The organism is Sulfitobacter sp. DSM 110093 (assembly GCF_022788715.1).
Taxonomy (GTDB): domain Bacteria; phylum Pseudomonadota; class Alphaproteobacteria; order Rhodobacterales; family Rhodobacteraceae; genus Sulfitobacter.
This window is the reverse complement of the sequence record NZ_CP085167.1, coordinates 1071792-1091704: the sequence shown is the minus strand read 5'-3', so window position 1 is coordinate 1091704 and position 19913 is coordinate 1071792. Positions and strand designations below refer to the sequence as shown.

9 protein-coding genes are annotated in these 19913 nt (G+C 61.3%); 1 reads left to right on the top strand and 8 read right to left on the bottom strand.

The window, feature by feature from the left end; translation table 11 throughout:
* Window positions 1-4 precede the first annotated feature (4 nt).
* Window positions 5-1315: an oligosaccharide flippase family protein gene (locus DSM110093_RS05305; protein WP_243267014.1), complete on the bottom strand. Its 1311-nt coding sequence runs from the start codon at window positions 1313-1315 to the stop codon at window positions 5-7.
* Window positions 1316-1474: 159 nt separating this feature from the next.
* Between DSM110093_RS05305 and DSM110093_RS05300 the strand changes: the two genes are divergently transcribed.
* Complete coding sequence (locus DSM110093_RS05300; protein WP_243267013.1) at window positions 1475-2680, top strand: glycosyltransferase family 4 protein; 1206 nt, start codon at window positions 1475-1477, stop codon at window positions 2678-2680.
* Here the strand turns inward: DSM110093_RS05300 and DSM110093_RS05295 are convergent.
* The 7 genes from DSM110093_RS05295 to DSM110093_RS05265 are packed head-to-tail and all read right to left on the bottom strand — an operon-like array spanning window position 2677 to window position 19804.
* Window positions 2677-3531 (bottom strand): glycosyltransferase family 2 protein, encoded by an 855-nt coding sequence (locus DSM110093_RS05295; RefSeq protein ID WP_243267012.1) that lies wholly within the window; start codon window positions 3529-3531, stop codon window positions 2677-2679. The two genes, DSM110093_RS05300 and DSM110093_RS05295, sit on opposite strands and share 4 nt — an antisense overlap.
* Window positions 3522-6116 (bottom strand): hypothetical protein, encoded by a 2595-nt coding sequence (locus DSM110093_RS05290; protein WP_243267011.1) that lies wholly within the window; start codon window positions 6114-6116, stop codon window positions 3522-3524. The genes DSM110093_RS05295 and DSM110093_RS05290 overlap by 10 nt, the downstream gene beginning before the upstream one ends.
* Window positions 6113-7057 (bottom strand): hypothetical protein, encoded by a 945-nt coding sequence (locus tag DSM110093_RS05285; RefSeq protein WP_243267010.1) that lies wholly within the window; start codon window positions 7055-7057, stop codon window positions 6113-6115. The genes DSM110093_RS05290 and DSM110093_RS05285 overlap by 4 nt, the downstream gene beginning before the upstream one ends.
* A gap of 4 nt (window positions 7058-7061) precedes the next feature.
* A complete protein-coding gene (locus tag DSM110093_RS05280) occupies window positions 7062-7745 on the bottom strand; it encodes a 4'-phosphopantetheinyl transferase superfamily protein (RefSeq protein ID WP_243267009.1) in 684 nt (227 codons plus the stop codon).
* A 1-nt stretch (window position 7746) separates the two neighbouring features.
* The gene (locus DSM110093_RS05275) at window positions 7747-12330 is read right to left on the bottom strand and encodes a MupA/Atu3671 family FMN-dependent luciferase-like monooxygenase (RefSeq protein ID WP_243267008.1); all 4584 of its coding nucleotides are present in this window, start codon (window positions 12328-12330) and stop codon (window positions 7747-7749) included.
* On the bottom strand, window positions 12327-13340 hold the full coding sequence (locus DSM110093_RS05270) for a glycosyltransferase family 2 protein (RefSeq protein WP_347568636.1): 1014 nt from the start codon (window positions 13338-13340) through the stop codon (window positions 12327-12329). The genes DSM110093_RS05275 and DSM110093_RS05270 overlap by 4 nt, the downstream gene beginning before the upstream one ends.
* Window positions 13337-19804 carry a type I polyketide synthase gene (locus DSM110093_RS05265; RefSeq protein WP_243267007.1) on the bottom strand — a complete coding sequence of 2156 codons (6468 nt, stop codon included), beginning with the start codon at window positions 19802-19804 and terminating at the stop codon, window positions 13337-13339. Before DSM110093_RS05265 ends, DSM110093_RS05270 begins: the two co-directional genes overlap by 4 nt.
* Window positions 19805-19913 lie beyond the last annotated feature (109 nt).

Below are 19913 nucleotides of genomic sequence, written 5' to 3'. Positions count from 1 at the left end.
TTCGCTAGACCGTGGCGCTAAGACCCAGCACCCGATCCCAGTGCAGCCAAACTGCCAAAGCGCCGAGCCCTAGCCCCAGCAAGGCAAATGTCAGATCATGGCGCGCATCCCAAACACCATGCGCCCGCGCCAACCAGATCAGCACGAGATGTGAAAGCAGCATCGCCACGCCCAGACCAATCAGCGCGCCGGGCAGCCCGGCATAGATCACGCCCGCCAGCAACATACCGATTTGCACGCTGGCACGAGACGCGGAAGAGATGAAAAAACGCCGCGAATCCCCTGCGGCCAGCGCGGCTTGATCGTAGGTCATCCCGATCACCTGTGGCATCAAGGCAAGCGACAGCATCACCAGAATAGCCCCGCTTTGCAGATACCGTGGGTCATAAAGAACCGACACAAGCCACGGCCCCGCCAGTGCCATTACCGCCAGCAACGTCAGCAGTCCGCCGCTCAACCCATAGCGCATCCGTCGCAGCTTTGGCTGATCGCCGCCCCCCGCCTCGCGGTAAATCGGGATCATCACCCGGGCGGTCACATTCTGCCCCAGCATGAGCGGGAAACTGGCAAGGAAATAGCCGATATTATAAATTCCGAGCCCTTCGAGCGAGAGGAACTTACCCAAGATCGCCTTGTCACCTTGGCTGGCAAAGAACCAAAACATCGTGGATAGGAAAATCCACTTGCCGAAATGCACCAGTTCTTGCACCGCCGGTCGCTCCCAGCGGAATTGGTTGCCCGGCCCCGGCAAAAACGCATGGGTCAGCGCCAGTTTCGCCAGCGCGCCCACCACGCCGCCCACGACCAGCGCTGCCACAGATTGATAGATCACCGCACCGATGATCATCACAATGATTCCAATGACCTGCGACGCCAGATCCAATAGCGTCAGCCGCCCCATCTGCAAGTGCCGATGCGCGGTCTCAATCCGTGTGGGATTGAACCCGGCGATCACAAGGCTTAGCGCCGCGATGGGTAGATAGACCAGCAGCGATGGTTCGCCATAGAACTCCGCCACAGGCCATGTGAGCGCGCAGGCCGCAAGCCATAGGCAAAGCCCCCGGATTGCTTGGATCGTCCACGCAGTGTTTAGAAAATCCCGGTCATCGCCCCGTTTGCTTTGGGCGATCGACGGTCCGATGCCCACATCCGAGAACAGAGTCAGTCCGACGATCACCACCTGTATCAAGGCCATAAGCCCAAAGGCTTCGGGGAACAGGAGGCGCGTCAGGATCAGGTTTGACGCCAGCCGGATCGCTTGGGCACCACCATAGCCCAGCACAATCCAAGACGTTGAACGCAGGGCGCGGGCCATCAGGCGATTGCCTGTCACCGCTTGGGAAACCTTTGAAAACACCCGATATCGCGCCTCTGCCAATTCTTTCCGAAAGACTAAAGGCTTGCCCGCCCTTGTGCCAGTGGCAAGCAGGCGGGTAACAATGATTATCGCCCCCAGCCCAAGGCCCGCGCCCCCGTGAAGATTGCCTATACTCTCAACACCTACCCGCAGCCCTCGCATTCCTTCATCCGACGCGAGATCGCGGCGTTGGAGGCGGCGGGCCATGAGGTCTTGCGTTTCGCCATGCGCGGCCCAGATGTGCCGCTGATTGATGCGCAAGACAAGGCCGAGCATGCACGCACGCATTATGTCTTGGCCGCCGGTGGCGCGGCGCTTGCCGCTGCCAGTCTGCGCAGTTTGCTCAGGTCGCCCGCGCAATTCATTAAGGCACTACGGGATGTCCGATCGGCCGCGCGCCAGGCCGAGACGGGGCTTTTTCGGCATCTCATCTATCTCGCCGAAGCTTGCTACCTGCACGATCAGTTGGAGGACAGCGGCGTAGAACATCTGCACGCGCATTTCGGCACCAATGCCACCATGGTCGCAATGCTCTGCCACAGTTTGGGCGGGCCGCGCTATAGTTTCACAACCCATGGCCCCGAAGAATTCGACAGCCCTCGCGCGCTGTCCCTTGGCACGAAAATTCACCATGCGGCCTTTGCAGTAGCGATCAGCCAATTCGGGCGCAGCCAACTTTGCCGCTGGGCCGATCCTGCCGATTGGCCGCGCATCAAAGTGGTGCATTGCGGAATTGAGCCTGCCAATTTCCCCACCCCTGCGCCCCTACCCGTTGGCGAACGCCGCTTGGTCTCCATCGGTCGTTTCGTTGAGCAAAAGGGCCAGATCGCCCTGATCAACGCGATGGCGCAGCTGCGTGACAGCCATCCTGATCTGCATCTGACGCTGATTGGTGACGGCGAATTGCGCCGCGCGATTGAGGCCGAGATTGCCCACCATGGCCTAGCAGACCGCGTCACACTGGCCGGCTGGGTTGATGAAGCCCGCGTCACCTCCGAACTCGCCGCCGCCCATGCGTTGGTCATGCCCAGCTTTGCCGAAGGATTGCCCATGGTGGTGATGGAGGCCATGGCGGCCGCTCGTCCGGTGATCGCCACCTATATCGCAGGCACACCGGAGTTGGTGCAGCCCGGCGAAACCGGTTGGCTTGTGCCCGCCGGTGATGTCACCGCTTTGGCCGAGGCGATGGCAACGCTACATGACGCACCCTTAGCGGCATTAGATGGCATGGGGGCAAAGGCCCGCACGCGTGTTTTCGCACGCCATGACGTCACCCGCGAGGCCGCCAAATTGGCCGAATTCATGCAGGATGTCGCCCGTTAACGCCCCCGCACCCAGCGATTTGCGCTACGAAAGACCGGGGCGTGGATCGTCAGACGCACGGCGATAAAGACGATACCCCCCAACGGATCGCTGAGCACGCGTTTCCAGAAAGGGCGCATGTCATCATGCGCATCATCGTTCCGCATCAGTTCGGGAAAGAGCCGCCCCACCTCGGCCACGCCCGCATCCTGCCGCCGCCGCACACGCACCAATGGCGCGAATCCTTCGATCATCGGCCAATCATATGTGGCGGGCACCGCAATACGTTCTTCAGGTCGGAAGTTCAGCCGCGCAAAGGTATCGTCCGAGATGATATCCGGCCAATCCCCCCAACGCGCCCGCCCTGCTCGGTTCATCGCAAAGATACCAAACCCCGGCACGCCGTGGGTCATAAAGCCTGTCGTGCGCCAAAAACGTGTGTAGTGGCGCGTTACCCAATCGCCCATTGTAGTCACCCGTGGCACCCCGCTGGCATAGCGCGGCACAGCGTCGACCAGCGCTTCGGCCAACTGCCCCAACAAGGGCGGGGAGACCAGAACATCGGCGTCGAGATAAACCAAGACGTCACCCCGCGCTGCCGCCTCGCCCGCGTTCCACGCGCTGAGCTTGCTGCCTTCGGTCAGTTCCAGCACCCGCAACGTCCAGCCCCGCTCTTCGAAAGCCGATGCTTCCCTGCGGGCCACTTCGGCGGTCGCGTCAGTGCAACCGTTGGCCACGACAATCACCTCGACCGGCCCCGAGACCGGGCCAGATGCGCAGAGCGCATCGAGACAAGCAGGCAGCCAATCCGCCTCATCATGGGCGGGGATCAGGATGCTGACCCCCGAAAATTTCGCAGCCGCTAGCGCCATGTGGACACAGCATCCCACCGCGGGTTGTCATCCGAGAGGTAGCGCAGCGCGCCCCAAGACCCCCATTTCGTGGGGGCATAAACGTCGGCGAAATGGGTGAACAATTGCCCGCCGACGGCCTCCCAACCGGCCATCAGATCAGTATAAAGCGCGCCCATCTCAGGCGTGTAATTGAGGTGGTGAAAGAAGTCGGTCAACGCCTCGTTGTCTACCTGCGAACCAAGCCCAACTACATGGGTGCCGCCCTCATACATCACCAAATCAAGGTCATGCGTCCGCGCCACGGCTGCGTGATAGGGCCAAACACGGCCGATCAGATCGGCCAACGTATCATTCTCAAGCCCACTGGCGCCGCCATTGCGCAGGTCTTGGGCCGCGAGGGCCGAGGCCACGTCATAGCGATGTGTCTCTATATACGCCTCTAGGTCTGCTCCGCTAAGCGCCTGCGCCTCTCCCTTCGCGCGGGCGGTGGCAAGACTGTCGGAAAGCCAGCCATTCACCATCTCGGCATTATCCTCCAGCCCCAGCACTCCGCCGAAGTATCCGGTGATGGCGTAGGCATCAAATGCAGTCGCGGGCGGGTTGTTTCCTTTTTCTTCTGCGACATAAAGCGGTGCGTCCAACACTTCGGTTTCCAATCCCAGCCACCCCGTCTGGCTGGAAATCACATTGCGCAACCCTGTGTCTGCTCTGCAACCGAAGACATCCGTCCAAATCCGCGCAACTTCGGCGGCGCGGAGGCCATAGAACTGCATGCCCTTTTCGGCTTCTCCCCAACGGGCCAGCGCCATTTCATCGGCCCAGCGGGTCTGGGCGAACTGCCAGTTCCAAACCTCATTGGAGAATTCAACATAGGTGGTCAGGTCTGTGTCCAACGTCTCTAATACATAGGTCGAGAATTCGGTGACATAGGCATCTTCTGCCAGATGCGGCATGTTGAACCATGGGTCGATCTTTAGCTCATTTGCCAGCGCCACCATGACTTCAACCGGCACGCCGCGCAGGGCATAGGTCACATCCTCAGGGCGTGGGCGATTTTCCCATGTGGCGATGGGGCTGTCATTGGTGCCCATCCAATCCATAAAGCGCAGAACCTTCATCCCCGTCAGATGCTGGGTCCAATCCGGGTTGAACCGTGCGCCTGCATCAAAGGCGGCGGCCCGATCCTCGCGCACCACGGTGATATCGCGCGGCGGGTCGCTTCGATGCATCCGCTGAATGCGAATTTCCACGCTGCCCGGCCCCGGTGCATAGTCGAACCGGACCTCATTCTTGCCATAGCGTACATTCTTGGCCCGCCCCGCAACCTCGATCACGCCTGTGCCACTGAACCGCAGCAAATAGCGCCCTTCTAGCGATGCGGCCTCCTTTGGCATATCGGTCAGGATCAGCGTGCCGATACTGCCCAATTCCCGTGGCATCTTGATCGGCCAGCCCTCTGCACTGAGGTAGCCGCCGTCAACCAATTGCGCATATTCCATACCGCCAAAGCGCCCCGGCATATGGCCAAGCCATGGGCGCGCGGTTTTCATCAGATCAAGAAACGGCGCCTGAACGCTCCAATCGGTGACACTGGCAAGGTTGGTGCCCATAGCGCGCGTGCCTTTGACAGCACCCTCGGGTGCAACGATTTCAAAGGGGGCACTGGGCACTGGCGCTGCAGGCATTTCGGCCTGCGTTTTCACAGTTTCTGCTGTCGCCGGTGGCCCCGTGGGGGTGATCGGCGCGGTCTGTGCATTGTCGTCTGCCGCTGGACGCGACGCCGGGGGAACCGGCATCACGGCGTTGCTTTGATAGGCGCGCACCGCATCCCATGCCACACGCTGAAGTTCTCGTGCGAGATCGGGCGAGGGTGTTTCAAATGCCTTGCCCCAGCGATTGTTGAAGTCGCTCGGTAACCCCAATGGGTCTTTGCCCGTCAGCGTAGCGTATTGCACCATGGCAACGAAATAATGGCCAAGATCATTCAGGTGAATGTCATCCGCAAAAAGCGCGTCGATCTGGGTCAGCCCCGGCACGTGGTCGGCTGCGATCTCATCGTATAGCTGTGCCATCGCCTGCCCGGCTGGGATCAACTCAATCGTTGCGCTGTCTGATCTGCGCCCTTCCGCAACAGAGGCCGCGATCCCTTCCCATACGGGCAGATCACTTTCCAACCGCTCACGCCAAGGGATATGGGCATTGTCGTCGTATTCAACAGTTTCCCCGCTGCCGCTTTTTAGCGAATGCCACGTCTCTTGCAGATAGACCTTTGCCGCTGGGTTGGCATTTGCAGCAAGGTCAAAGAATGACTGCACGTAAACTTCGGTATCCGACCAGCGCGTGTGATTGGCCAGCGGGATCGCCTCGGTCAAGATCAGATGCGTGGTTTGCCCCTCGGGCAGCACGACGCGTGCATCAACGCCTTCGGCGCTGGACGATTCCTGCCAATTATGACGTAGGGGCGCGCCGTTGATGATCTGGGCGCGCACCTCGCCCTGCCCCAATCCGGCCCGCAGCGTCTCTTGCAGCATATCCGGCCCGTCAGTGCCAAACAGGCTATGCCCCACCATGAGAACGGAAAACAGACTGCCCAGACCGCTCATGCTGCGACCCCGCTGTCGGGATGGGCGCGAACGACATCCCAGACCACGCGTTGCATCAGTTGGGCGGCCTCAGCACTTGGCGTATTTGCTGGGGTGCCGTCGGCGCGGTTCAATTGATGCGGCAGGCCCGCCGGGTCACGGTGATAAAGCGTCGCGTAATGGGTCAGCGCCACAAGATAGGCCCCCTGATCGTTAAAATGGATCGTATCCGAGCGACCATTATCGTCGCGCGAGAATAAATCATGTAGGCTGACAATACCGCCAACCCCACCAGTCTGCTCAACCGCACGGACAAAGGCCGCCATGGCCTGACCGGCGGGGATCAGATGCACAGGCACCTCAGAGTGATGCAAAGCAGGGTAGAGCACCTCATCGCGCCAGTATTTATCAAGGTCACGGTCGATGCGGTTTAGCCAGCCGTTACCATCATCGGTGTGGTGCCATGTTTCATAAAGGTAAATGCGGGTATCGGGCCGGGCCTCATGTGCCAGGCTGGCCCAGCGGGCAAGGTAGTCAGGGCTGTCGTGATAACGAATGGCATCGGCAATTTCGACCATCTCGGTCAACACCACGGCGTCATAATCGCCCGATCCTATGGCCGCGCGGGCCGGACGGTGCTGCGCGTGATCGTTGGAGCGTTCAAATCCGTTAATCGCCTCATCCGGCTCCCAATGTTCGCGCAGGGAGGTGCCCCATCCGGTCTGACTGTGAAAACTGTGACCCGCCCCCACCATCTGCGCCAGCATCGCGGGCATGTCGTGCCCCACCAATGAATGCCCCAGATGGTAAACCTGCATAGGCCCATTCGGCGCGGTCAACGGTATGGCATAGAGGTCCTTTGCGCGGTCTTGCACCTGCGCCCGGCGAAAGATCCACGTTCCACCGCCAAGGCTGGCAAGGGCGGCTCCGCCTAGAAAAACGCGGCGTGACAGTGCGACCATGGGATCAAGCTCCTTTGCGATCAATCTGCCCAATCGCCACCCCGCTGACAAGGTGGCCCGCCACAAGGGCGACCCGCCCCGGCAGCTTCTCGCCGCGGGTAAAGCATTCAGTGGCTTGGGTAAATTCCGCGTCAAATGCGGTGGCGTCTTTGGCCAGTGTGACCTCTAACCGGTCAAAGCCGAACAGCGTTTTCGTCAGCGGATACTGCGCTTTATAGGCCGCTTCCTTGGCACAAAAGATGCGTTTGGCAGCTCCCAACGGCGCCTGCCCTTGCAGACGGGCGACCTCTATAGGGCTACAGACTTCTTGCAGCAGGTCTGCGGGCAGCGGGCCGTCGTCTTCGATATCCACGCCAAGGGCGTGCATGTCGCTTTGGGGTGCCAGCACGGCGATACACCAATCCGCGCAATGGCTGATTGACCCCACAAGCCCCGGTGGCCAGATCGGCGCGCGATCGGAGGTGGCGAGAATGGGTTCGGGCGCATATCCAAGTTGACGCATCGCTTCTCGTGCCGCGCTGCGCCCGGCGGTGAACTCTGCAATCCGTGCAGGTCGTGCGCGGGCGATCAAGGTGGCTTCGCCCTCCAGCAAAGCTGGATGGGCAACGTCAGGCCGCGTTACGGCCACGGCGACAGGCAGGTCAAACAACCCGCGCACCGCCGCCGCAATCTCGGCCTCTTGTGTCATCTTAGCCTTGCCCGCGCCCACGCCCCGCGCGCATCATCCGGCGCTTGGACATGGTTTCAGACCGTGCAGGCGCATCGACATCCGAGGAAGCGGCAGGAGGTTCTGTAACCTTACCGCTCAGCCCGTCGATATGCGCGGCCAGCCCCGAAAGGGTCGGAAAGCGGAAGATATCGGTGATCGACAAGGCGCTGGTGTTCAAGACGGCTTTGATGTCGCGATGTGCCTGCACCGCCAAGAGGGAATGCCCCCCCAAGGCAAAGAAATTATCGGCCCCGCGAATGTCAGAGACACCCAAAAGCGCGCCCCAGACCTGCGCGATGGCGGCTTGGCTGCCTTCGACTGGGCTGGCTTCTGGCGTCTCACGCGCGGGCGGGGTGGTTCGTTTCACAGGCGCGGGCAAGGCCTTACGGTCGATTTTCTTGTTGGGTGTCAGAGGCATGGCAGGCAGCGTGACAATGGCCTGCGGCACCATGATATCTGGCAAGTTCGCCGCAAGCTGACGCCGCGCGCTGTCACTCTCAACAGTGTCATCCGCGACGACATAGCCAACAAGCTGCGCACCGCCCTGCCCTGTGTCGTCGCGCAGCACGGCCACGGCTTGGCGTACACCGGGCAATTCCGCCAGCCGCGCCTCGATCTCTCCCAATTCAATCCGATGCCCGCGTATTTTGACCTGCGCATCGGCGCGGCCTTCGAAATGCAGCACGCCCTCGGCGTCCATCCGCACCAGATCGCCCGTATTATAGATCCGGCCCGAAACGGCAAAAGGGTCCGCGATGAATCTCTCAGCGGTCATTTCGGCCCGCTGCCAGTAGCCCTGCGTCACCCCATCACCACCAATCCAAAGTGCGCCCGCAGCACCAATAGGCAGCGGTTGTAGCGCATCATCCAGTACATGGACCTGTGTATTTGCAATCGGCGTGCCGATGGGCGCCGTGGTTGCTTGCGCGTCTTGCATCACATGGGTCGTTGACCAGATCGTCGTCTCTGTCGGCCCATACATGTTCTGGATCTGTGCCTGCGTCGCCTTACGCAGTGCGCGAGACAGCGTGCCGGGCAGCGCCTCCCCCCCGATCATCAGGGATTTCACCCGCGCCAGCGCACCGCGTGTTTCGTCATTCGTTACCATCATCTGCGCCATTGATGGCGTGCATTGCAGGTGGGACACGCCATGGCGGATGATCTGCGCGGCGATGGAGTGGTCATCCTCCGCCGGTTGCCCACTTGCATTGGCGCGGCGCAGCACGTCGGCCAAGGGCTTGAGCCCCGCCATTACCTTGTCCGTCGGAATGCCGTAGTCGATCAGACAGGCGATCTCATCCACACCGATCCGCTTGAGTTGCTCGGCCCGCGCCAGACCGTCGGCCACGGTGCCGAACATGCCGCTGTCGTTGAAATAACGCTGGAAAGCGAACTCAAGGATCGCGTCCATTTCCTCGGGCGAGAGCCCTTCAAGATCAATCTCAAATGGGTTGGTCGTGCCCGCAGGTTTTTTGAACGCCGGGAAGGCCCAAGCGTATTGTTTGATAAGCCCCGCCGCCGAGCGCAGGTAGTCTTTCATAGGTTCGCGCGCCACCTCTTCGGCCTCGGCGCGCGTATCCGCCAGATAGCTGTGCAGCATCACCGTGACCTTGTGATCCGCCGGATCATGGCCAGCATCGCGCAGGGCGTCATGGTAAATCTCGATCTTATCCGCCACCTCTTCCACGGACTGGCCCAGCAGGTGGGTCAACACATTGGCGCCAATCTCCCCCGCCTCTTTCCACGTCTGCGGATTGCCTGCCGTGGTTACCCAAATGGGCAGCACTGTCGACACGGGACGCGGCTGCGTCACCACTGCATGGGATGTGCCATCGGCACGGGGGAATTCCACCGCCTCCCCGGCCCAGAGTTTGCGCAGCTGGTCGATGGCGTCATACATCGCAGGCTTGTTCTGCGGCGGTGTGTTTTCCGGACGCAGTACGAAATCGTCAGGCTGCCAGCCACTGGCGATGGCCAAGCCGACACGCCCATTGGTCAGATTGTCGATCACCGCCCATTCCTCAGCAATCCGCGCGGGGTGATGGAGCGGGGCCACGCAAGACCCGGCACGCACGTCAAGATTGCTCGTTACCGCAGCCACGGCAGCGCCTGTGACGGATGGATTGGGGTAAGGGCCGCCAAAGGCATGGAAATGGCGCTCTGGCGTCCAGACGGCATTAAACCCGTTGGCATCGGCGAATTTCGCACCTTCGAGCAGCAGTTCGTATTTCTTGGGACCAACGCCATCGTCGTTGCCCCAGTAAAACAGGTTAAAGTCGATCTTGCGGTCGCTGGTCGCAATCGGCCCATTCGACATCAATGCCCGGCTATCATCCCCCGCCAGCACCAGTTTAAAACCGCGTGCAAGGGTCCAGAACAGCTCTAGCACCGAGATATCGAAGCTAAGGCTGGTTACCGCCAGCCAGACCGCGCCAGCATCGTGGTCGATGCGGTCGTCCATCCCTGCAAAGAAATTCGCCACGTTGCCGTGGCTGACCATCACGCCCTTTGGTGTCCCGGTAGAGCCGGATGTGTAGATCAAATAGGCGAGGTCATCAGGCCCGGCATCGGCGGTCGGGTTCTCGTCGGATGCGTTGGCAAGGCGTGGGTCGCGGTCGATCTCTAGTACCTGCGCGCTATGCGTTGGCAGGCTTGCCCTCAGGGTCGATTGCGTCACAACCACCGACGCCCCACTGTCGGAAAGATAATGCGCCAGACGGTCAGCCGGATAAGCCGGGTCGAGCGGAACATAGGCCGCCCCAGCTTTCAAAATCCCCAGTGCACCCACCAAAAGGTCTACGCCCCGCGCGGTGCAGAGCGCCACAGGCATGCCCGGCCCCACCCCCATATCGCGCAGCACATGCGCCAGTTGATTGGCGCGCGCGTTAAGTGCGGCATAGCTTAGCGTTTCGCCTTCGAACACCAGCGCTGGTGCATCTGGCGCCCGAGCCACTTGTGCCTCAAATGCCGCGTGAAGAATAAGGGAATCATAGCTGCGTTCGGTCGCGTTCACGCGGTTTAGCAATTGCTCCTCGGCCCCGGACAGCGCCCAGACCGTGCCACAATCGAGCGCGTCCGCGACCTTGGCAAAGGCAGCCTCCAAACGCGCGACAAGCAGATTGATCGCACCCTCGGAGAGCCGCGTGCCATCGGCGTGCAACATGGCTCCCTCGGGCGTCAGGCAAAGGGTCAACGCCGCGCCAATGAGGGGGACAGTTCCGAATGAAATCGCAAAATCCGGTGTCTCAAGCGGGCCAATCGCCGGATCACGCAGCGGCAGGTCTCGGGCAAAACCCGCAGAATTGGTGGCGTGGGAGAGTTGCGGTGTCAGTAGCTCCAGTACATCGGCAATCGTCGTCCCCGCCTCTGCCGTAACGGTTACCGGCAACCAATCGGCCAGTAGCGGCGCGGGCTCTGCTTGGCGGCACAGTGCAAGGCCACCATTGCCCCGCCCGGCGCTACGCAAAGCCACCAGCGCAGCGGCGGTAACTTGCAGCGATTGATCAAGGTCTTGCGGCAACGGGATGTTTCGCTGAGTAAACCTTGCGGCCCCGGCGGGTGCATTGGCCAACGGAACTGGCAGCGGATCAAAGCCCGCCAAAGCACGCCGCCACTGCGGTTCTTCAGCGGGCGTGGGGGATGCTCCTGCGCTGCTTGGCAACCGCTCACCCGGTTTGAAGACATCTGATAAAACAATGGGGTCACCGGAAATGTCACGCAGCACCTCTAAGGCCAATTGTGCGTCTGCTGCGGACACGACCAGCCGCGCGCCCTTCACCGAGATCACCTCACCGGGGGTACCGCCTGTCGTCTCTAGCACCTCCACGTTTGATACAGTCAGCACATGCCCCGCGGCGTCCACGACCTTGGCCGTGGTAAGCGGGTTCCAATATTCGCCAAAGTTCAAACCACGCACCAGCGCAGAGATCGTCTGTGCGTCATTCGCAAAGTCGATGACGCCGCCGCCTGCGGGCCGCTTGTCACGGGCAAAATAGCTTCGCTGGCTCAGGTCTTGCGGGGTGGTCTGCAAGCTGCCGCTTTCCAACTGTGCCAAGACCTCGCCAAAGCTTTCCATTCCGGCGGCATAGCATTTGGAATTCAGGCTAAAGGCCGTCTCATCTGCGGCGATATCCACCATGCGCTGCGCCAGCAGATCGCCTTTGTCCACGCCCGCTTCGATCAGGTGCCAACTGACGCCATGCTGCGCTTCGCCGTTCATGATCGCCCAAGCGGGGGTGTTCAGCCCAGCATAGCGCGGCAGCGGCCCATCGTGAAAGTTGATCGAGCCACGGGTCGGCAGCGCCAAAACTGCGTCAGAGATCAGGCGCAGGTTGGCGATGCTCAACAACCAATCGGCCGTGACCCCTGCCTGCAACAGATCATCGGCAGCGCGGTAAATCGTCAGCCCCTGCCGTTCGGCCCAATCACGCACCGTATCATCGCGGCTGATCACGGCGGCGATCTGGTGCCCTCCCGCCAAAATCATGTCACCGCAAGCGATGGTCAGGGATTCGTCCCCCATGAGCAGGGCAGAGAACGGATTAGTCTTGAAACTGGCGGTCATGAACGATCCTCCGTGGCGGGGCAGCGGGACGGGTTATTGGACGTGGCGGCAGAGCGTCTGGCGGTAAGCGCATGGGCCGCAAGGTCACGGTAAAAGCCCGGCGCATCTTCGGGTCTGCGCCCTGTTAAAAGGCAACGCAAATGGTGCAGACCGCCGCCGAGAAGCCGCGCCAAAACGGCCAGCGCGGCATAGGCACGCCCGTGATTTTTTGTGAAATAACGGCGGCGGCTGTCGAACCAATATCGCGGCATGCGACGCCATTCCTTCATCCCTGTGGAGACGGACCCCACATGCACGCATCGCGCCTGCGGCACGTACCAACAATCCCAACCCGCCCGCGCGGCACGCAGGCAAAGGTCGGTTTCCTCGTAATACAAGAAATACTCTTCATCAAAGACGCCAATCTCGGCCAGCATGTCCCACCGCATCATGACGCTGGCCCCGGCCACCCAATCCACCTGTGCAGGTCTTTCCGGCAAAGGCGGCGCAACCACTGACGACGACAGCAACCGCGTTAGTGGGCCGAACCGCGCAGCGCCCTCCAACTCTCCGGCGGCAGTCGGAAATCGAAAGGCCGTGGTATGGGGCAGATCATCTTCGCCGCGCACATGGCTTCCGGCCAATCCCGCGCGGGGGTGTTCTTGCAGATGAGCCAATAGCCCTGCAATGCAGCCCGGGTCCAGAAAGGCATCAGAGTTCAACACATGCACGAAATCGGGCGGTGCCCCATCAGAAATGCCAGCCCGGATAGCGACATTGTTGCCCGCGCCAAAACCGCCATTGTGGGGGGCCGAGATAAGGCGCACCCGATCACCCTCCCCCCAGCCCCGTGCCGTGATCGCCTGTGCCAAAAGCGCGGCAGAACCGTCACCGCTGTCATTGTCGACGATCACCAATTCGGCGTTTGTGGTGGGCATATCGGCCAGAGCAGCCTCTGCCGCGCGCAGGGTCATCTCTGCGGTGCGATAGTTGAGGATAACCACCAAGAGGCGCGGCATTTGCTGCATCATTCTGCCGCCGTTGCTTGAGGTTGGGCCTTGTCCGCGTGAGCGGACAGTGTTGCGGCCTTGTCTGGGTATTCGGAGAGTGCCGCTGCGATGACTTCGGCCAGTTCTTGCGCCAGCACGGTCACATTGGGCGCAAGGACCATGCTGACATGATCACCCGGCACTTCGACCACCTGCAGGCGCGGCGCAAATTGACGCCAGTCGTTGTCCTCAAAGACATATTCCTTTTCGGCGGTGACGTGATTGCCACCGGACACCGCCCAATGGCGATCCAACGGCGGCCGGAACAGTGTTAGCGGGCCATCCCAAGTGGGGGTTTGATATTGTCCTACAGCGCGAAGGAACGCCGCCTGAATGCGCAGGCTGTTGAAAGAGACACCTGCCTCAGCCTCACCGCCCGCATCTGGCACCGCGCGACGGCGCTCGCGCTCCCATGCCCAACGGTTACGCGCCCATTCCAGCAGATAGGCTGGCCCCTTGCGCTTGAACTCGGCCAATTTGATATATGTCTTGTCGATCTTACTGAGCGATGGGCGCAGGGGCAGCGGCGTGTCGAGCATCGCTAGGACGGCCACCTCCTGCCCTGCGGCTTTCAATTGCTGGGCCATTTCATAGGATGTGATCCCGCCGCCTGAATACCCCGCCAGCAGATAGGGGCCTTGGGGCTGTAGGGCGCGGATTTCGGAGATGTAATCGGCGGCAGCGGTCTGCACCTCTTCATGCGGGGCGTCGTCCCCGATCAACCCGCGGGCCTGTATGCCAAAGACTGGGCGTTCATTGCTGAAGGGCAAGGCAAGGTGACGCAGGTTCAGCACGTTGCCGAACATGCCCGCAACAACGAAGAGCGGCGTCGCATCGCTGCGCGATTGGTTCAGCGGGACAAGGTAATTGAACCGCTGCTGAGGCGCAGCAGGCGTTATGTCTGATGCATCAGCGTCGGCCAAATCGCCCCGTTCTGCCGCGATCAACGCGGCACATTTGGCAATCGTGGGTGCTTCGAACAGGACAGAGATCGGGAATTCGACCTTAAACTCCCGTTTCACCGCCGCAAAAAGCCGCACGGCGATCAGCGAATGCCCTCCGAGGTCAAAGAAACTATCGTCGACCCCGACTGGGCTAACGCCCAGAAGGTTCGACCAAATTTCAGCCAGTTTTTCTTCGATCGCATTTCGCGGTGCGACAAAACTGCCATCCAGATCCGGGCGCTCGAAACTCTGCCCTTGGGGGGCAGCCTCCGTCACCGGGGCGTCGGCCTGTGCGATTAAGCTCTGCAATGGCAAGGATGAAACCATGACCTGCGGAACGTCCAGCGCCAATGCCCGGCGCAGGGCTTCTGGCCCCTCCAGCGCGCGGATGCCTTGGCGTACCATACGGGCCAACCGTTCTTCGGCGGGGCTGAGTGTCGGTGCACTGTCGCCCTCTTCAAACACCACTTCGCGCGCATCGGGGGCTGGCACCTCGGCAAAGGCACCTTCGAGCCGTTTCATCGCGAAATTGCGCACGTCGACAAGGGGTGCGCCATGCGCATCGGTGATCGTGACATCAAAGCGGGCAAAGCCCGACGCAGCCGCCCCTTCGACCAGCCGCACATAAGATCGGATATCGGCAGGCAGTGGGGCGTGCAGCGTGATCTCACCATAGGACAGCGGCACCCACAGGTGGCGCGCAGCATAGCCGGGGACCAGCGCCATGGCCCAACCGGTGGCGATGTCCATCAGGCCGGGATGCAGTAGATGGCCGTCGGTCAAATCGTCTTGCGCCGCCTTGGGCAGATGCAAGTCGGCCAGCCCCTCGCCCTGCCCAAGGGCGGTGCGTTGCAACACGTGCCAACGTGGGCCGAACTTTAGATGCGCCTCTTGGGCGGCGGGCAAACGATCACCGGGCTCAGCCCGCGCAACGGTGGGGCAACGGGCAGCGATAGCATCTAGGTCAAGTGTTTCAGCACTCGGCTCAGCAGGCATCAAACGCGCTTGCACATGCAACTGCCATGCGGCTTTTCCGTTCACCACACAGGCGCTGCGCAGTTCAGTGGCAAAGCCTGTGCCCTCGGGGTGCAGGGTGATCTTGATCTTGCGCCGCGTCCCATCGGCCAGCGGCAGGGGCCGTAGGAAATAAAGGTCTTGCAGCGTGAAACTGGCCAATCCTTGGGCCTGTGCCGCTTCGGCCAAAAGTTCGATATAGCCTGTTCCGGGCATAATTGCGCGCCCGTCGCTGGTGCGGTGCTGGTCCAGCAGCCAATGCTCTGTCGCGATTTCGGTCATGAATTCAGGGGCGCCGCTATCGCCAGATCCGGCGGTTTCAAGCAACGCCGCATTGATCGCGCGTGCGGGCAGCGCTACGGCACCGCCCCCTTTGAGGGTTTCAGCGGCCATGCCGACATCGGCCCAAACACCCCAATTCACTGCGACCACGCGTGTCTGCGCATTCCGGCGCGATTGGGCAAAGGCGTTAAGCCATGCATTCGCCGCGACATAATCCAACTGCCCTGCCGCGCGGGTGGCCGTAGAGGTTGAAGCAAACAACACCATCAGATCAAGCGCGCCATCCGGCAAAAGTTGATCCAAGACTCGCAACCCCTGCAACTTGGGGGCCAGCACCGCATCGATGCCTGCATCGGATTTTGCCAGAAGCGGCGCGTCGTCCAGCACGCCTGCGGCGTGGATCACCCCGGTGAGCCCACCATGACGGGTGGTCAGGTCGTCGATCACCCGACGCATCTGCGCAAGGTTCGCCACATCTGCGCGGGCGACCTCGACCGCACCGCCAGACTGCACGGCCTGTGCCTCAAGTCGCATCACCGCACGCAAACGGCGGGCCGTGGCATCGGCAGGGCCGTGGCTGGCCAGATAGCTCTCCCATTCATGGCGCATCGGTAGGGCGGCGCGGCTAAGCAGAATAACGCGGGCGCCTTTGGTGTGCAGAATATCCGCCGCAAGGGTCAGGCCGATGCCGCCAAAGCCCCCGGTGATGAGGTAGCTTCCTTGCGCCTTCCACCCCGGTAAATCGCTTTGTGGCAGCGCGGCGTTGCGGTAGCCCAACTCATAACGGCGGCCAGCACGGTGGGCGACCTGAAGGTTGGCGGGGCTGGCAAGAAGCTCTTCCAAAAGGTCATCCGCGTCGATTACCGGCACAGCGGCCACGGGCTTTGCGAACCACCCCACCTGCGCCGGAGTTTGCGCGACAGCCAAATCAATCTGCGATGCCGTCAGCCCCGGCAGTTCACGCGCCATCACCCCCACAGGGCCGGAAATCAGCGCCTTTTCGGGATAAGCCAGAGCCGCGTCACCAATCTGCGTTGCCCCAGTGGTGAAAACACTCAGATGCAGCGGTGCGTCACGTTCTCCGTCGGCCAGCGCTTGGGCAAGCCACGTCAGGCTCCAAAACCCTTGTTCGATATTGCGGTCGAACCTGCTGGAGCCGGGGCGCGGCTGCACCGTATCATCGGTTAGCCAGAAATGTGCGATCCGGTCTGGCATCTGCCCATCGGCCTCTAGGGCGGTCAGCAGTTGATCATAGCCCGGACGGCCCTGTTCAGCGGCCATGGTAAACTGATCGGCACTGACGCGGGCAAAGGCATCGCCCGCGGTGACCTGCACAACGCGGTGCCCTTCTGCGCGAAGCCGCGCGGCAGCCTCGGCCCCCAGCCCGGCCTTATCCGCAAAAATCAACCAGTTAAGCGAACTAGAAACACGCATGTCGCGTTCAGCATAGCGCGGCTGCCAATGGGGAACGGCACCCCATTTGGCGATGTCATCCTCGCGCTGCAGCTGCGGTGTGGGGGAACTTTGCACGGCCTTGCCCGGCTCGATGAAATAGCGCGCGCGCTGGAATTGATAGGTCGGCAGCAGCATACGGTTGCGCCGCGCCTCCCCCCAAATCTGCGCCCAGTCGGCTTCGACACCGCAGGCCCATAGCCGCCCTATCACGCCAAGGAAATAGGCATCATCTGCCATCTCCTGGTCAGGGTGGCGCAGCGACGACATCACCTGCCCCGGTGCCACATCCGCGTTCATCTGCGCCAAAGCCGACAGTGCCTTGCCCGGTCCGACCTCAAGGAAGACCTTTGGGGCATCACTGGTAAGGTGGCTGATGCAATCGGCGAAATTCACCGTATGGCGCAGTTGTTCGACCCAATAGTCAGGGTCTGTGGCCTGCTCTGCCGTGATCAACTTCCCCGTCCGGTTTGATAGGAAAGGCATCTGAGGCACGCGCAGGTCCAGCTTGGCAAGAAAGGCGCGGTAGCGGTCAAGGATTGGGTCCAACATTCGCGAATGGGCGGCGATGTCGATGGCGATCCTCTGGTGCTCAAGTCCGGCCGCCGTCAGACGTTCCTGCAAGGCGACAAGCGCACTGTCGGGACCGGAAATTGCGATCAGTTCCGGGCCATTCACGCTGGCGATATCAAGGTCTTGGCCCAGATGCGGTGTGATCTGCTCAAGCGGGGCAGAGATGCTGATCATCCCGCCTGCTGGGACTTCGTCAAACAGCCGTCCACGCAGTAGAACAAGGTCGATACACTCTTCAAAACGCATCACCCCGGCCAGACAGGCGGCAACGTTTTCGCCCATGGAATGTCCCACCAGCGCAGCAGGTTTCACGCCCCAAGACATCCAAAGCTGCGCCAATGCATATTCCACGATCATAATCAGCGGCAATTGCACCGAAGGCTGCTTCAGCTTGGCTTCAGCTGCGGCGCGGACCTCAGGCTCTGGCAACCAAATCGCGCGGATATCGTAATCAAGCTGCGGCTCCAGATGCACCAGCCCCCGGTCCATCCATTCGGCAAAGACCGGTTCGGTTTCATAAAGGTCGCGGGCCATGTCGGCATATTGCGCACCACCACCGGGGAACATGAAGGCGACCTCGGGATCGGAACCAAGATTGTCATGGGTAAAAACGCGGCGGCTGTCGCCACTCTCCAACAACGCTGCGGCCTCTTCATGGCTTTCGGCCACCAGCACGCGGCGTTTGTCAAAGGCGCGTCGCCCTTGTTTCAGGGTGAATGCCACATCGGCCAGCGGCTGTTCGGGATGCGCACGTAGATGCGCGGCCAGTGCGGTGCCATTGGCCTCAAGTGCGGCCTTATTGCGGCCCGATAGGCACAGCACATGGAAGGGGAAATCGCTTTCCTCGGACGCCCTGCGCACGGGCGCTTCTTCGAGGATCATATGCGCATTGGTCCCGCCGACACCAAGCGCGTTAACCGCCGCACGGCGCGGGGTTGCCTGTGCGGGCCAATCATAAAGCTGGTAATTCACGCGGAACGGCGAGCCATCAAACGGGATCGCGGGGTTTGGCGCCTCATAGCCCAGCGAGGGCGGGATTTGGCGATGGTGCAGCGAGAGCGCGGCCTTTGCCAGCCCGGCAACCCCGGCTGCGGTATCCAGATGGCCAATGTTGGTTTTGACCGAACCGATCCGGCAGAAATCCTCGGCCTTCGTCTCGGCCCGGTAGGCTTGGGTCAGCGCGGCGACTTCGATCGGATCGCCTAGATAGGTGCCCGTGCCGTGGCATTCGACCATGCCGATGCTTTGGGCCGCGACACCTGCTGCATCCAACGCGCGGGCGATGGCAGCCGTCTGCCCATCGACCGACGGCGCCAGATATCCCGCTTTGGCCGCCCCATCATTGTTAACCGCAGACCCTTTGATAACCGCCCAGATATGATCACCATCGGCAATGGCATCCTCAAGCCGCCGCAATGCCACGGCACCTGCACCAGAGCCAAAGACGGTGCCCTGCGCGCGGTGGTCAAAGGCGTGGCATTCCCCGTCGGGCGAAAGGATCTCGTTTTCCTTGAACTCATAGCCCCTGCCCTGCGGCAGTTCGATCGTCACCCCACCCGCCAGCGCCATATCGATCTCACCCGACCGCAACGCCTGTGCGGCATAATGGATCGCCACTAGCGACGTGGAACAGGCGGTTTGCAGGTTGACCGACGGCCCCTTGAGGTCAAGCACATGGCTCACACGGGTCGAGAGGAAATCCTTATCGTTCCCGGTATGGCGCAGCAGGAACATGCCTACATCATCCACCAATTCGGGGTTCGAGCAGATGTTGAAATAGAAATAGCTGCCCATGCCACAGCCCGCATAGACCCCTACAGGACCCGAGAGGGTCTCTGGAATATGGCCCGCCTGCTCCATCGCCTGCCATGCGATTTCAAGAAACTTGCGGTGCTGCGGATCAAGGATTGCGGCATCTTTGGGAGAGAAACCAAAGAACTCAGCATCGAACATGTCATAGCCCGGCATTTCGGCGGTGACGGGCACGTAATTTGGCCGTGCCATTCGCTCGACGCTCTCTCCGGCCGCGCGCAATTGCGCCTCGTCCAACCGCTTAAGCGCGCTCACGCCGTCGCGCAGGTTCGCCCAATAAGCATCAACCCCATCGGCCCCCGGAACAGTGACCGCCATGCCGACAATCGCGATATCATCGCGCGAAAGAGTGCTGTCCGTGCTATTCATTGCTACACATGTCCCATCGCCGCTTGGTCACAGAGATGAGCCTTCTTAGGTTCAATTTAAGCTTCGGGTGCAGCATACAACAGGCAAATCTGTCAAAAATGAGCCGAGA